This window comes from Kitasatospora sp. NPDC001603, assembly GCF_040298365.1.
GTDB lineage: Bacteria > Actinomycetota > Actinomycetes > Streptomycetales > Streptomycetaceae > Kitasatospora.
On record NZ_JBEPAA010000127.1, the window covers coordinates 1 to 13,866 of the forward strand.

At 72.4% G+C, this 13,866-nt stretch carries 11 protein-coding genes and 2 pseudogenes; 5 read left to right on the plus strand and 8 right to left on the minus strand.

Annotated features, from left to right (window positions below):
• Positions 1–118: pseudogene (locus ABT263_RS37280) on the minus strand (acyl-CoA dehydrogenase); the annotation flags it as partial.
• Positions 119–192: 74 nt separating this feature from the next.
• A complete protein-coding gene (locus tag ABT263_RS37285; protein WP_352297973.1) occupies positions 193–1,464 on the minus strand; it encodes an LCP family protein in 1,272 nt (423 codons plus the stop codon).
• A gap of 214 nt (positions 1,465–1,678) precedes the next feature.
• Between ABT263_RS37285 and ABT263_RS37290 the strand changes: the two genes are divergently transcribed.
• Positions 1,679–3,016, plus strand: coding sequence for a UDP-glucose dehydrogenase family protein (locus ABT263_RS37290; protein WP_329487948.1), 1,338 nt, complete (start codon positions 1,679–1,681; stop codon positions 3,014–3,016).
• 56 nt (positions 3,017–3,072) lie between these two features.
• Here the strand turns inward: ABT263_RS37290 and ABT263_RS37295 are convergent, their stop codons facing one another.
• The 4 genes from ABT263_RS37295 to ABT263_RS37310 all read right to left on the minus strand — a co-directional run bounded on the left by ABT263_RS37295 (position 3,073) and on the right by ABT263_RS37310 (position 6,619).
• Entirely contained in the window at positions 3,073–3,498 is a 426-nt protein-coding gene (locus ABT263_RS37295; protein ID WP_352297976.1) for a CoA-binding protein, read from the minus strand.
• 138 nt (positions 3,499–3,636) lie between these two features.
• Positions 3,637–4,872 carry a dipeptidase gene (locus ABT263_RS37300; RefSeq protein WP_352297979.1) on the minus strand — a complete coding sequence of 412 codons (1,236 nt, stop codon included), beginning with the start codon at positions 4,870–4,872 and terminating at the stop codon, positions 3,637–3,639.
• 23 nt (positions 4,873–4,895) lie between these two features.
• Entirely contained in the window at positions 4,896–5,432 is a 537-nt protein-coding gene (purE, locus tag ABT263_RS37305; protein WP_329487951.1) for a 5-(carboxyamino)imidazole ribonucleotide mutase, read from the minus strand.
• Positions 5,429–6,619, minus strand: a complete 1,191-nt coding sequence (locus ABT263_RS37310) for a 5-(carboxyamino)imidazole ribonucleotide synthase (RefSeq protein ID WP_352297982.1) — start codon at positions 6,617–6,619, stop codon at positions 5,429–5,431. Before ABT263_RS37310 ends, purE begins: the two co-directional genes overlap by 4 nt.
• Positions 6,620–6,826: 207 nt before the next feature.
• Here ABT263_RS37310 and ABT263_RS37315 point away from each other — a divergent pair, with 207 nt between their 5' ends.
• Both ABT263_RS37315 and ABT263_RS37320 read left to right on the plus strand, forming a co-directional pair.
• Positions 6,827–7,366 carry a GtrA family protein gene (locus ABT263_RS37315; RefSeq protein WP_352297985.1) on the plus strand — a complete coding sequence of 180 codons (540 nt, stop codon included), beginning with the start codon at positions 6,827–6,829 and terminating at the stop codon, positions 7,364–7,366.
• Between the two features lie 103 nt (positions 7,367–7,469).
• Positions 7,470–7,754: pseudogene (locus ABT263_RS37320) on the plus strand (ester cyclase); the annotation flags it as partial.
• 60 nt (positions 7,755–7,814) lie between these two features.
• On the opposite strand, the gene ABT263_RS37325 reads toward ABT263_RS37320, so the two are convergent.
• Together ABT263_RS37325 and ABT263_RS37330 are read right to left on the minus strand one after the other, a co-directional pair.
• Positions 7,815–9,062 (minus strand): sensor histidine kinase, encoded by a 1,248-nt coding sequence (locus ABT263_RS37325; protein ID WP_352297988.1) that lies wholly within the window; start codon positions 9,060–9,062, stop codon positions 7,815–7,817.
• 58 nt (positions 9,063–9,120) lie between these two features.
• Positions 9,121–9,795 (minus strand): response regulator transcription factor, encoded by a 675-nt coding sequence (locus ABT263_RS37330; protein WP_073924168.1) that lies wholly within the window; start codon positions 9,793–9,795, stop codon positions 9,121–9,123.
• Between the two features lie 327 nt (positions 9,796–10,122).
• On the opposite strand from ABT263_RS37330, the gene ABT263_RS37335 reads away from it, so the two are divergent.
• Both ABT263_RS37335 and ABT263_RS37340 read left to right on the plus strand, forming a co-directional pair.
• Positions 10,123–11,631, plus strand: a complete 1,509-nt coding sequence (locus ABT263_RS37335) for a peptide MFS transporter (protein ID WP_352297991.1) — start codon at positions 10,123–10,125, stop codon at positions 11,629–11,631.
• A 119-nt stretch (positions 11,632–11,750) separates the two neighbouring features.
• Positions 11,751–13,866: S9 family peptidase (locus ABT263_RS37340; RefSeq protein WP_352297993.1), on the plus strand; the 2,116-nt coding region annotated here is incomplete at its 3' end.

Sequence of the window (13,866 nt, forward strand, 5' to 3'; positions counted from 1 at the left end):
CCGCCGCGAACGGAGCGATCTTCGCCTCGGCCAGCGAACGCACCGCCTCACGCAGCATCTCGTGCTCCTCGGAGATCCGGAAGAGATCGAAGTCCGCCGACCCTGCGCTGCCCGCCATGATGCCTGCCTCGCCGCTCAGTTGTTAGTTACCGTTAAGTAGATCCTAGGGCTCCGACCTGCGGCTGCCTAGGTTCAGTCGACGTCGGTCCCGAGGGTGTCGCCGGCCCGGTGCTCCCGGAAGTACTCCGGCATCCGGTCGTTGCGCATCGCCTCCCAGAGCTGCGCCGCCGGACGCTCGTCCAGCAGCACGACGCTCTGGCCGTCGCGGGTGTCGAAGCCGCCGAACGGCGCGTTCATGAAGCGGACGTCGTCGGCGCGCAGCGAGCGCAGGCCCCAGGCGAGCTGGAAGAGGCCGGTGTTGGAGAGCCGGTCGTCCACGCTGACCACCTCGCCGACCGACTGCAGCAGACCGCCGAGGCGGGACGGACTGGCCAGCGTGCCGGAGTCCATGACCCGGAGCATCAGCGCGCGCAGGAAGTTCTGCTGGCGCTTGGTGCGGTCGAGGTCCCCGCCGGGCAGGCCGTAGCGCTCGCGGACGTACAGCAGCGCCTGGGCGCCGTCCATGTGATGGGTCCCGGCCTCCCAGGCGCGGGCCTCGCCGGCCGCCTCGATGGTGCGCGGAATGGTGATGTCCACGCCGCCGACGGCGTCGGTGAGGGCGCGGAAGCCGTTCCAGTCGACCACGGCGAGGTGGTCGATCCGGATGCCGGTGAGGTTCTGCACGGTCTCGGTCATCAGGGCCGGGCCGCCCCAGGAGTACGCGGCGTTCAGCTTGGCCTTGCCGTGGCCGGGGACGTCCACCCAGGTGTCGCGGGCCAGCGAGACCAGCGAGGCGCTGCGGCCGTCGTCGGACAGGTGCAGCAGCATCATGGTGTCGCTGCGGGCCGCGCCCTCCTGCCAGACCGGGGCCTTCGCCCGGCTGCCGGTGGTCGGCACGTCGGAGCGGGCGTCCAGGCCGACCAGCAGCAGGTTGAGGCCGCTCGCCGGGACGGGCCTCGGCTGGGCGGACTCCGGCGCCGTCGGGAAGGCGTCCGGGATCCGGGTGACCGAGGAGGCGTAGTGCTCGGCCGCCCAGAAGAGCGCGCCGCCCGTACCGAGGACCACCACCAGCAGCGCGGAGAGCGTCCAGAGCAGGACGCGGCGGGTGCGACGGCGGCGGGCCGGCGGCTCGGGGCCCCGGTCCGGCCCGGCGGCCTCCTCGCCGTCGGCGCGCGGCTCGAAGAGGCTGAGCCCCTCCCCCGGCCCGCCGGACCCGTCGGGACGCGGCGGTTCTTCGGTCGGGGGCGCCTCGTCGGCGTGGGGCGGTTCTTCGGCGTGGGGCGCCTCGGCGGCGTGGGGCGGGCGCGGCGGTTCTTCGGCGTGGGGTGTGTCCGGTGTGTCCGTGCTCTCGGGCTTCGGATCCATGCGCGCATTGTGCCGCCGGTCACAGCACCCGCGTGGGGGTTCCGCCGGATCGTGCCCGGCGCACACCCGGCGCCCGGCGGCAGCGCCCGGGTGCCCGAAACATCGGCGCAGGCGGGACGGCCTGGGCCGGGTCCGGACGGGCGGATAGCATCGGTGCTCGCACGTCCTGCCCGTCCCACGGCAGGCAAGGTCGAGATTCCGCAAAGGGGAACCCGTGACCCTCCGCATCTCCGTGATCGGCACCGGCTATCTCGGTGCCACCCACGCCGCCGCCATGGCGGAGTTCGGCTTCGAGGTGCTGGGTCTGGACATCGACCCCGAGAAGATCGCCACGCTGACCGCCGGCCGGGTGCCGATGTACGAGCCGGGCCTGTCCGAGCTGCTGCTCAAGCACGTGGCGGGCCACGAGGGTTCGACCGGCCGGCTGCGCTTCACCACCTCCGCCCAGGAGGCCGCGGAGTTCGGCGACGTGCACTTCGTCTGCGTCAACACCCCGCAGCGCAAGGGCGAGTTCGCCGCCGACATGTCCTACGTGGACGCCGCGATCGACGAGCTGGCCCCTCACCTGACCCGGCCGGTGCTGGTGGTCGGCAAGTCCACCGTGCCGGTCGGCTCCGCGAACCGGCTGGCCGAGCGGCTGGCCGCGCTGGCGCCGGTCGGCGAGGACGCCGAGCTCGCCTGGAACCCGGAGTTCCTGCGCGAGGGCTTCGCCGTCCAGGACACCCTGCGGCCGGACCGGATCGTGGTCGGCGCCCGCAGCGAGCGCGCCGAGCGGCTGCTGCGCGAGGTGTACGCCGAGCCGATCGCGGCGGGCGTGCCGTTCGTGGTCACCGACTTCGCCACCGCCGAGCTGGTCAAGGCCGCCGCCAACTCCTTCCTGGCCACCAAGATCTCGTTCATCAACGCGATGGCCGAGGTCTGCGAGGCGGCCGGCGCCGACGTCACCCTGCTCTCCACCGCGCTCGGCCACGACGACCGGATCGGCCGCAAGTTCCTCAACGCGGGCCTGGGCTTCGGCGGCGGCTGCCTGCCCAAGGACATCCGCGCGTTCATGGCCCGGGCCGGGGAGCTGGGCGCCGACCAGGCGCTGGCCTTCCTGCGCGAGGTCGACTCGATCAACATGCGGCGCCGCTCCCGGATGGTCGAGCTGGCCCGCGAGCAGTGCGGCGGCGGCTTCCTCGGCCGCCGGGTCGCCGTCCTCGGCGCCGCCTTCAAGCCCAACTCCGACGACATCCGGGACTCCCCCGCGCTCAACGTCGCCGCCCAGATCCAGCTCCAGGGCGCGCAGGTCACGGTGTACGACCCGAAGGCGATGGACAACGCCCGCAAGATGTTCCCGGGCCTCGCCTACGCGCAGTCCCCGCTGGAGGCCGCCGAGGGCGCGCACGTGGTCCTGCACCTCACCGAGTGGCAGGAGTTCCGCGACCTCGACCCGGCCGAGCTGGGCACGGTGGTCGCCGAGCGCCGCCTGCTGGACGGCCGCAACGCCCTGGACGCCGACGCCTGGCGCGCGGCCGGCTGGACGTACCGGGCGCTGGGCCGCCCGAGCTGACGCGGCACGCGCCGAGGCCCGCCGGTCGTTCCGACGACCGGCGGGCCTCGTGCGTGCTAACCGAACCGCCCGCCGAGCCCGAGCCGGGGGATCTCGATGGCGGGGCACTTGTCCATCACCATCGCGAGACCGGCCGCGCGGGCCCGCTCGTAGGCGGCCTCGTCCACCACGTCGAGCTGGAACCAGACGGCCTTGGCACCGATGGCCACGGCCTCGTCGGCCACCGCGCCGGCGAGGTCGGACCGGACGAAGGTGTCGACCACGTCGACCTCGAACGGGATGTCCGCCAGCGAGGCGTACCCCTGCTCCCCGTGAACGGTCTCGGCCTTCGGGTGCACGGGCACGATCCGCTTCCCGAAGCGCTGCAGCACCTCGGCGACGCCGTACGCGGCGCGCCGGCGGTTGGACGACAGGCCGACCACGGCCCAGGTGTCGCCCAGCTCGGTAAGGATCTTGCGGACCGTCTCCGGGTCGCCGTACATGCCCTGCCTCCTCGCAGCCGCGGACTCCCCACTGGCAGCACCCCGGTCCGCCCGGCCATTCCCGGGCGGACCGGGCGGACCGGGCCGGGAACGGCCGGCCGCGCTGGTGTTCAGCCGCCGAGGCCGTCGAGGCCGTGCTCAGCCGGCGAGGCCGTCGAGCTGCGCGAGGGTGGCGATGGACGGACGGCGGGTGGTCCGCAGCTCGCGCGCGACGGCCTCGGCGTCGCGCAGCACGCGTACCGCGTTGTGCCAGGTGAGCTTCCCGAGGTCGGTCGGCGACCAGCCCCGGCCGAGCAGTTCGGCGATCAGGTTGGGGTAGCCGGCCACGTCGTCCAGCCCGGCCGGGAGGAACGCCGTGCCGTCGAAGTCGCCGCCGATGCCGATGTGGTCGATGCCGGCCACCTCGCGCATGTGGTCGAGGTGGTCGGCGACGGTGGCCGGGGTGGCGACCGGGCGCGGGGTGGCCTGCTCGAAGGCCCGCTGGCAGGCCATCCCGGCCGGGGTGGTGTCGAGGTGGTCGAAGCCGTGGGCGCGCATGTTCTCGTCCGCGGCGGCGGTCCACTCGATGGCGGCGGGCAGGATGAACTTCGGGACGAAGGTGGCCATCGCCACGCCGCCGTTGGCCGCCAGTCGGCCGAGCACGTCGTCCGGGACGTTGCGCGGGTGGTCGCAGACGGCGCGCGCCGAGGAGTGCGAGAAGAGCACCGGCGCCTCGCTGACCCGCAGCGCGTCGCGCATGGTGTCGGCGGAGACGTGCGAGAGGTCGACCAGCATGCCGAGCCGGTTCATCTCCCGGACGACCTCCTCGCCGAACCGGGTCAGGCCCCCGGCCGCCGACTTGTCGGTCGCGGAGTCGGCCCACGGGGTGTTGTCGTTGTGGGTGAGCGTCAGGTACCGGACGCCGAGCTCGTACAGGGCGCGCAGGGTGGCCAGCGAGGAGTCGATGGAGTGGCCGCCCTCGGCGCCCATCAGGGAGGCGATCCGGCCGTCGGCGCGGGCGGCCTCCATGTCCTCGGCGGTGAACGCGAGGCGGAGCCGGTCGGGGAAGCGCGCGGCCAGGGCCCGGACGAAGTCGATCTGCTCCAGGGTGGCGCTGACGGCGTGGTCGCCGGCCAGCCGCGAGGGGACGTAGACGGACCAGAACTGCGCGCCGACCCCGCCCGCGGCGAGGCGGGCGAGGTCGGTGTGCAGCCGTGAACTCTGGTCGGCGGCCAGGTCGAGCGTGTCGAGGTCGTAGCCGACCTGCTCGCGCATCGCCCAGGGGAGGTCGTTGTGGCCGTCCACCACGGGGGTGTCGCGGAGGAGGGCGCGGGCACGGTCCAGCAGGGCGGCCGGGTCGGGCCGCTCAGCGGAGTCCAACAGCTCAGAGGTCATACGAGCTGTTGTATCCGGTATGACTACTTTCCAAAGCCGAAGGAGGCGGAACCCGCCACCTTGGCCCGCAGCTTCTTCCCCTTCTCGGTGGCCTGGCTGTTCAGCTCGGCCTGGAAGTCGGTCATCTTCTCGGTCAGCTCCGGGTCGAACGCGGCCAGCATCCGCACCGCCAGCAGGCCCGCGTTGCGCGCACCCGCCACCGAGACGGTGGCCACCGGCACCCCGGCCGGCATCTGGACGATCGACAGCAGGCTGTCCATGCCGTCCAGGTAGCGCAGCGGCACCGGGACGCCGATGACCGGCAGCGGGGTGACCGAGGCGAGCATGCCCGGCAGGTGGGCCGCGCCGCCGGCGCCCGCGATGATCGCCTTCAGGCCGCGCCGGTGGGCCTCCTCGCCGTACGCGACCATCTCGCGCGGCATCCGGTGCGCGGAGACGACGTCCACCTCGTAGGGGATCTCGAACTCGTCGAGGGCCTGGGCCGCGGCCTCCATGACCGGCCAGTCGGAGTCCGAGCCCATCACGATGCCGACCAGGGGGCCGTGGGAAGAGGAGGTCATTCGGTGATCGTTCCTCGCAGGTAGGCGGCCGCGTGACGGGCGCGCTCGCGGACGTCGTCGAGGTCGTCCCCGAAGACGTTGACGTGACCGACCTTGCGGCCGGGCTTCACGTCCTTCCCGTACATGTGGATCCGCAGGCCGGGGTCACGGGCCATGCAGTGCAGGAAGGCGTGGTACATGTCCGGGTAGTCGCCGCCGAGCACGTTGACCATGACGGTCCACTTGGCGCGCGGCCGGGGGTCGCCGAGCGGCAGGTCGAGCACGGCCCGCAGGTGGTTCTCGAACTGCGAGGTGACGGCGCCGTCCTGGGACCAGTGCCCGGAGTTGTGCGGGCGCATGGCCAGCTCGTTGACCAGGATCCGGCCGTCCCGGGTCTGGAACAGCTCGACCGCCAGGTGGCCGGTGATGTCCAGCTCGCCGGCGATCCGCAGGGCCAGCTGCTGGGCCTCGTCGGACAGCGCCGGGTCGAGGTCCGGCGCCGGGGCGGTCACCTCGGCGCAGACGCCGTTCTCCTGGACGCTCTCCACCACCGGGTAGGCGACGGCCTGGCCGCTGGGCGAGCGGACCACGTTGGCGGCCAGCTCGCGGACGAAGTCCACCTTCTCCTCGGCCAGCACGGGGACGCCGGCCAGGAACGGCGCGTGCGCCTGCTCCTCGTCGTCGACGACCCAGACGCCCTTGCCGTCGTAGCCGCCGCGGACGGTCTTGAGGACGACCGGGTAGCCGGCGCCCTCCTCGGCGAAGGCCGTCACGTCGGCCGGGCCGGAGACGATCCGGTGCCGGGGGCAGGGCACCCCGATGGAGTCGAGCCTGGCCCGCATCACGCCCTTGTCCTGGGCGTTGACCAGCGCCTCCGGGCCGGGCCGGACGGCCACGCCGTCGGCCTGCAGGGCCCGCAGGTGCTCGGTCGGCACGTGCTCGTGGTCGAAGGTGATCACATCGCAGCCGGCCGCGAAGCGGCGCAGCGTGTCGAGGTCGCGGTAGTCGCCGAGGACGGTGTCGGAGACCACCTGCGCGGCGGAGTCCTGGGGCGTGTCGGCGAGGAGTTTGAACCGGACCCCGAGCGGGATGCCCGCCTGGTGTGCCATCCGGGCCAGCTGCCCGCCGCCGATCATGCCCACTACTGGAAAATTCGCATTGCCCGGGGAAGTCACCCCGCCAGGATATCCGGGCCGGTCGGGGGCCATGGAACCGCCATGGAACCGTACGGCCGGCGGGCGCCGTCCCAGGGGGCGAGGAGCCCGGGGGGCTGAGCCGATCGGCGGAACCGGGTAGCCTGGGCCGCTAGGTCCTGGTACGCGTGGTCCGATCATGTGCGTGCACGCAGGGCTCAAGGGGCCAGCCGCGCATCCGCTCCGGGCCCCCTCGTCCGCAGCACATGGAGGCAGCCCGGTATGGCGACGACCGCAGCGTCGAACCCCCCGCTGACGCAGAGACTGCGCGGTCTGTCGGGCGAGGTGGTGAAGTTCGGCATCGTCGGCCTGAGCGGTGTGGTGGTCAACTTCGCCGTCTTCTGGGTCTGCATCAACGGGTTCCACCTGGCCTCGCTGCGGTCCAACATCGCCGCCACCCTGGTGGCCATCGCGACCAACTACCTCGGCTACCGCTACTGGCTGTACCGGGACCGCGACGCCGCCTCGCGCAAGCGCGAGATCACGCTGTTCCTGCTGTTCAGCGGCGCCGGGATGCTGATCGAGACCGGAGTGCTGGGCTTCTCGGTCTACGTGCTCGGCCTGGACTCGCACTTCGAGCAGCTGGCCGCCAAGGTGGCCGGCCTCGCGGTGGCCACGGTGTTCCGCTTCGTCTCCTACCGGACCTGGGTCTTCACGGCCGTCCCGGAGACCGGCGCCGAGCCCGCCCCGGCGGCCGAGGTCGTCGCGCAGGCCGAGCTGGTGCTCGCCGCCGAGGAGATCCGGTACGCCAAGGCCGAATAGGCCCGCCCCCTTGCCCCGCCCGCTCGGGCGGGAGGACAGTGGTGACCGAGGGCGAGCACGGCCGGCGAACGATCGAGGCCCGGGGGATCCCAGGAGGCTCGCCATGGCTTTCGTCCAGATCATCGACTGCAAGACCGACAAGGTGGACGACCTCAACCGGCTGATGGACAGCTGGGCCGAACAGACCGAGGGCCGGCGGACGGTCGGACACGCGATGGTCGGCGCCGACCGCGCGGACCCGCGGCACCTGGTGGAGATCGTCGAGTTCGCCTCCTACGAGGACGCGATGAAGAACTCCGCGCTGCCCGAGACCGACCGGATCTTCCGGGAGATGGTCGCGCTCTGCGACGAGCCGCCGACCTTCACGGACCTGGACGTGGTCCGCGACACCCGGTTCTGAGAGCACCGCACGGGCCGGACCGGGAGCGCCGCGCGAAGGACCTGCCGCTCAGGCCTCGCGCTGGCTGCGGCCCAGGAAGATGGCGAACACCGGCGGCTTCAGCGAGAGCAGTTCGAGCCGGCCGCCGTCCGCCTCCGCGAGGTCGCGGGCCACCGCCAGGCCGATGCCCGTCGAGTTGCGCCCGCTGACCGCCCGCTCGAAGACGCGGTTGCCCAGCTCCGGCGGCACCCCGGCGCCCTGGTCCTGCACCTCGACCACCACCGACGTCCCCGACGGCCGCACCCGCAGGGTGATCAGCCCGGCGCCGTGCATCAGCGAGTTCTCGATCAGGGTCGCCAGCACCTGGGCCACCGTGCCGGGGGTGCCGACGGCGGTGACCCCGTGCAGGCCCTCCACCTGGAGCACCCGACCGGTGCCGCGCAGCGACGGGCCCCACTCCTCCACCTGCTGCTTGACCACGTCGTCCAGGTCGAAGGCGACGGCGGTGGGGCTGCGCGGGTCCCGCTGGGTGGTGAGCAGCCGCTGGACGACGTCGGTGAGCCGCTCGACCTGCTGGAGGGCGATGGTCGCCTCCTCCTTGACGGTCTCCGGATCCTCGGCGACCGCGGTGATCTCCTCCAGCCGCATGGAGAGCGCGGTGAGCGGGGTGCGCAGCTGGTGCGAGGCGTCCGCGGCGAGCCGCCGTTCGGCGGTGAGCATCCGGGCGATCCGCTCGGCGCTGACGTCCAGCACCTCGGCGACCCGGTCCAGCTCGGGCACCCCGTAGCGGCGGTCGCGCGGGCGCGGGTCGCCGGAGCCGAGCCGCTCGGCCGTCTCGGCGAGGTCGGTGAGCGGCCGGGCCAGCCGCTTGGCCTGCCAGACGGCCAGGGCGACGGCCGCCTGGACGGCGAGCAGCGCCACCACGCCGAGCAGCAGCAGCATGTTGGCGATCTCGTGGTCGACGCCGGCCCGGGACTGCTCGACGGTGACGGTCTCACCGCTGGCGCCCTGCTCGACGGACTTCAGCAGGTGGGTCCCGGCCGGCCGCTCGCCGCTGGAGACGACGGTCTTGCCGGGGATGTCCACCTCGACGTACTGGCCGTCGGTGACCTGGTTGGCGAACTTGTCGCCGGTGACCGGCTCGCCCGCGGAGAGCCGGTTCTCCACCAGGGCGAGCACCCGGACGGCGGCCGCGTCCACCCGGTCCTGCGCCGAGTTCACGATGGTGCGCTTCTCGACCAGGGCGAGCGGGACGCAGAACACCGCGACCACCACCAGGACGACGCCCAGCAGCGAGTTGATCATCCGGCGTTTCAAGCTGCCGCTCCCCGTGGTGGTTCGTTCCCCTTGCGGGGGCTACTTCTTCTTACAGGGGCTAGTTCTTCTCGAAGCGGAAGCCCACTCCGCGCACGGTGGCGATGTAGCGGGGGTTGGCCGCGTCGTCGCCGAGCTTCTTGCGCAGCCAGGAGATGTGCATGTCCAGCGTCTTGGTGGAGGTCCACCAGGTGGTGTCCCAGACCTGGCGCATGATCTCCTCCCGGGTGACCACCCGCCCGGCGTCCCGGACCAGCACCCGCAGCAGCTCGAACTCCTTGGCGGAGAGCGTCAGCTCCTCCTCGCCGAGCCAGGCGCGGTGGGACTCGATGTCGATCTTCACCCCGTGCGCGCCGGTGGTGAGCTGGTCCACGTTGCCGCGCCGGAGCAGGGCCCGGACGCGGGCGAGCAGTTCGGCGAGGCGGAAGGGCTTGGTGACGTAGTCGTCTGCACCGGCGTCCAGGCCGACCACGGTGTCCACCTCGTCCGCACGGGCGGTGAGGACGAGGACGGGGCAGCTCTTGCCGTCGGCCCGCAGGCGGCGGCAGACCTCCAGGCCGTCCATCTCGGGAAGACCGAGGTCGAGGACGACGAGGTCGACCTCCTCGGTGAGCCCGGCGGCCAGTGCGGCCGGACCGTCCTCGCGGACGAGCACCTCATAGCCCTCGCGTCGCAGGGCCCGGGCGAGCGGTTCGGAGATCGCCGGATCGTCCTCGGCGAGCAGCACACAGGTCATGTGGTGATGGTAGTCCGCCGGGGATAGGGGGCCTGCGCTGTGAGGTAGTTCACAGAGCGTGATCGTTATACGGAGCGCGATCACCGCTCAACGGACATGCCCCAACCGCCCGTTCGGCGAAGATTCCACGGCTGGGTCTTGCATCCGAAGGAACATGTCCAGCCCTACCATGGATCTATCGATCAGATTGATCGCAGACTTTGCCATCGCCATACCTAATTGGCGTGTTTTGTCAGCTGATAACGCCAAATCTGGACACGTACAGTGGTTTGGTCCACGTCCGCCGTACCCCCCTAGGCGGACGCTGTCAGCAAGGAACCACTACACATGGCGTCTACGACCCTGGAGTCCGGCATTCAGTCGGCCTCTCCCAGCGGCAAGACCTTCCTCGGGCACCCCCGTGGACTCGCCACTCTCTTCATGAGTGAGATGTGGGAGCGCTTCAGCTACTACGGCATGCGCGCCCTGCTGGTCCTTTACATGACCGCCTCCATCACGGAGGGCGGTCTCGGCATGAAGATGGCCGTGGCCAGCGCGGTCTACAGCGTGTACACGGCCATGGTCTACCTGCTGGCCCTGCCGGGCGGCTGGATCGCCGACCGATTCCTCGGTGCCCGCAAGACCGTCGCGGTGGGCGGCTCGATCATCATGATCGGCCACTTCCTGCTGGCCGTTCCGGCGAGCGTGTCGTTCTTCGTCGGCCTGGCGTTCATCGCGCTCGGCTCCGGCCTGCTGAAGGCAAACATCTCGACGATGGTCGGCCACCTGTACGACGGTCCGAACGACCCTCGCCGTGACGGTGGCTTCACCATCTTCTACATGGGCATCAACCTCGGTGCCTTCGCGGCGCCGCTGGTGATCGGCACCATCGGCCAGAACGTCAACTGGCACCTCGGTTTCGCCCTCGCCGGTGTCGGCATGGCGATCGGCCTGATCCAGTTCATGCTGGGCAGCCGCCACCTGAGCGCCAAGAGCGACGTGGTGACCTCGCCGATCTCGGCAGCCGAGAAGCGCGTGATCTTCAGGAAGGCCGGCTTCTGGCTGGCGCTGGCCACCGTGTTCTACGCGGTCGTCGCGCTGACCGGCCACTTCACGATCAACTGGGCGATCTGGCCGCTCTCCATCGCCGGCATCGCGCTTCCCGTGTTCGTCTTCGCCAAGGTGAAGCGCGACAAGGACCTCGACGCGGGCGAGCAGTCCAAGATGAGCGGTTACATCTGGTTCTTCGTGGCCGCCGCCGTGTTCTGGATGATCTACGACCAGTCGGGCTCGACTCTGAGCATCTTCGCGGACGAGAACACCTCGTCCACGCTGTTCGGCTTCGACTTCCCGTCGACCTGGTTCCAGTCGCTGAACCCGCTGTACATCATGGCGCTGGCCCCGGTCTTCGCCTGGCTCTGGGTGGCCCTCTCCCACAAGGCCAAGAACCCCAGCACCACCATGAAGTTCGCGTTCGGTCTGCTGATGATCGGCGCCTCCTTCCTCGTCATGATGCTCGCCATGGCGGCTGCCGCGGGCGGCACCAAGGTCACCCCGCTCTGGCTGGCCATGGTGTACCTGATCCAGACCGTCGGTGAGCTGACGCTCTCCCCAGTGGGCCTGTCCGTCACCACCAAGCTGGCCCCGGCGAAGTACGCCAGCCAGATGATGGGCGTCTGGTTCCTCGCCGTCACCGCCGGTGACTGCGTCGCGGCCGTCTTCCAGCTCGTCCTCGGTGACAGCGTGGTCGGCAGCACCTGGTACTTCGCGGTCCAGGGTGCGATGGCGATCGTCGCGGGCATCGGTCTGGCGATGTACCGCAAGAAGGTCGTGAAGCTGATGGGCAACGTCCACTGACGCACCCCGAAGCACCGCGCCGGGCACGCCCCGGCACGAGGGGCCGGTACGGATCTTCCGATCCGTACCGGCCCCTTTTCGGACGCGTGACCGCCCCGAGGCGTGTCAGGGTGTCGGGCATGTCGAGTGAATCGCTGCCCCGTCAGCTCGCCCGTACCCGTCGGTTCTCCCTCGGGGTGCCCGCCCATCCGGTCGTCTGCGACGGCGGGCGGACGGTGCTGTTCCTGCGCAGCCGGGCCGGGGACGACCCGGTCGGCTGTCTCTGGGCGCTGGACGCCGACAGCGGCGAGGAGCGGCTGCTGGCCGACCCGGCCGGGCTGGGCGGCGAGGGCCGGGACGTGCCCGAGGCGGAGCGGATCCGCCGCGAGCGCTCCCGCGTGCACGCCACCGGAATCACCGCCTTCGCCGCCGACCGGGCCGGCCGGACGGTCGTCTTCGCCCTGGGCGGGGAGCTCTGGGTGACGGACCCCGCCGGGGGCGGCGTCCGCCAGATACCGACCGCCACCGGCGTCTACGACCCGCGCCCGGACCCGACCGGCCGCCGGATCGCCTACGTCGGCGACGGGGCGCTGCGCGTCATCGGGGCGGACGGCACCGGGGACCGCGCGCTGGCCGAGCCCGAGCACGCCGAGGTCGCGTACGGCGTCCCCGACCACGTCGCCGCCGAGTCCATGCACCGCACCCGGGCGTACTGGTGGTCGCCGGACGGCACCCGGCTGCTGGCCGCCCGGGTGGACAACGGCCCGCTCGCCCGCCTCCACCTCGCCGACCCGGCCGATCCGGCGCGGCCGCCGCGCGTCCTGCGCTACCCGCTGGCCGGCACCGCCAACGCCGACGTCTCGCTCTGGCTGCTGGACCTCGACGGCGGCCGTACCGAGGCCCGCTGGGACCGCGCCGGGTTCGAGTACCTGACCGCCGCCGGCTGGGACGCCCACGGCCCCTTCGCCGCCGTGCAGAGCCGGGACCAGCGCACCGTCCGCACCCTCGCCGTGGACCCGGCCGACGGCGCCACCCGGACGCTCGCCGAGCAGCGGGACGAGCACTGGGTCGAACTCGTCCCCGGCCTGCCCGTCCGCACCGCCGCCGGGGTCCTGGTCGACGCCGCGGACCTCGGCGACACCCGCCGGCTCACCGTGGGCGGCGAGCCCGTCACCCCGCCCGGCCTCCAACTGCGCTCGGTGCTCGGGACCGACGACGAACAGGTCCTCTTCACCGCCTCCACCGAGCCGACCGAAACCCACCTGTGGTCGTACGACCCGGCCGAGGGCGCCGTACGGCTCAGCTCCGCGCCCGGCGCGCACACCGGCGTACGGAGCGACGGCACCCTCGTCCACACCGCGCGGACGCCCGGCGCGCCCGGCGGGCACACCACCGTCCACCGGAACGGGCGCCCCGCCGTCGACCTGCGCTCACACGCGCAGCGCCCCGTCCTCACCGCCCGGCCCGAGCCGCTCCGGCTGGGCCCGCGCGAGCTGCGCGCCACGCTCTTCCGGCCCACCGGCCACCACCCCGGCGACGGCCCGCTGCCCGTCCTGCTCGACCCCTACGGCGGGCCCGCGCTGCAGAAGGCCACCGCGGCCGGCGGCTGGCCCGACCTGGTCTCGCAGTGGTTCGCCGACCAGGGCTTCGCCGTCCTGGTGGTGGACGGGCGCGGTACCCCCGGCCGGGGCCCGCACTGGGAGAAGGCCGTGTTCGCGGACATCGCCACGCCGGTCCTGGACGACCAGGTCGAGGCCCTGCGGGAGGCCGCACTGGCCCGCCCCGGGCTGCTGGACCTCGACCGGGTCGCCGTCCGGGGCTGGTCCTTCGGCGGCTTCCTGGCCGCCCTGGCCGTGCTGCGCCGCCCGGACGTCTTCCACGCCGCGGTGGCCGGGGCCGCGCCCACCGACCACCGGCTGTACGACACCCACTGGAAGGAGCGCTTCCTCGGCCACCCGGACGAGCACCCGGAGCGCTACGACGCCTGCTCGCTGATCCCCGACGCCGCCGGCCTGCGCCGGCCGCTGCTGCTGGTGCACGGCCTGGCCGACGACAACGTGCTGCCCGCGCACACGCTGCGGCTCTCCGCCGCCCTGCTCGCCGCCGGCCGCCCGCACGAGCTGCTGCCGCTCAGCGGGGCCACCCACTCCCCCAGCGACGACCCGGACCTGCCGCAGGTCGCCGTCTTCGACACCGCCTTCCACGCCTCGATGCCCGAGTACGCGGCCCGGTACGCGGTGGACAGGGCCGTCGCGG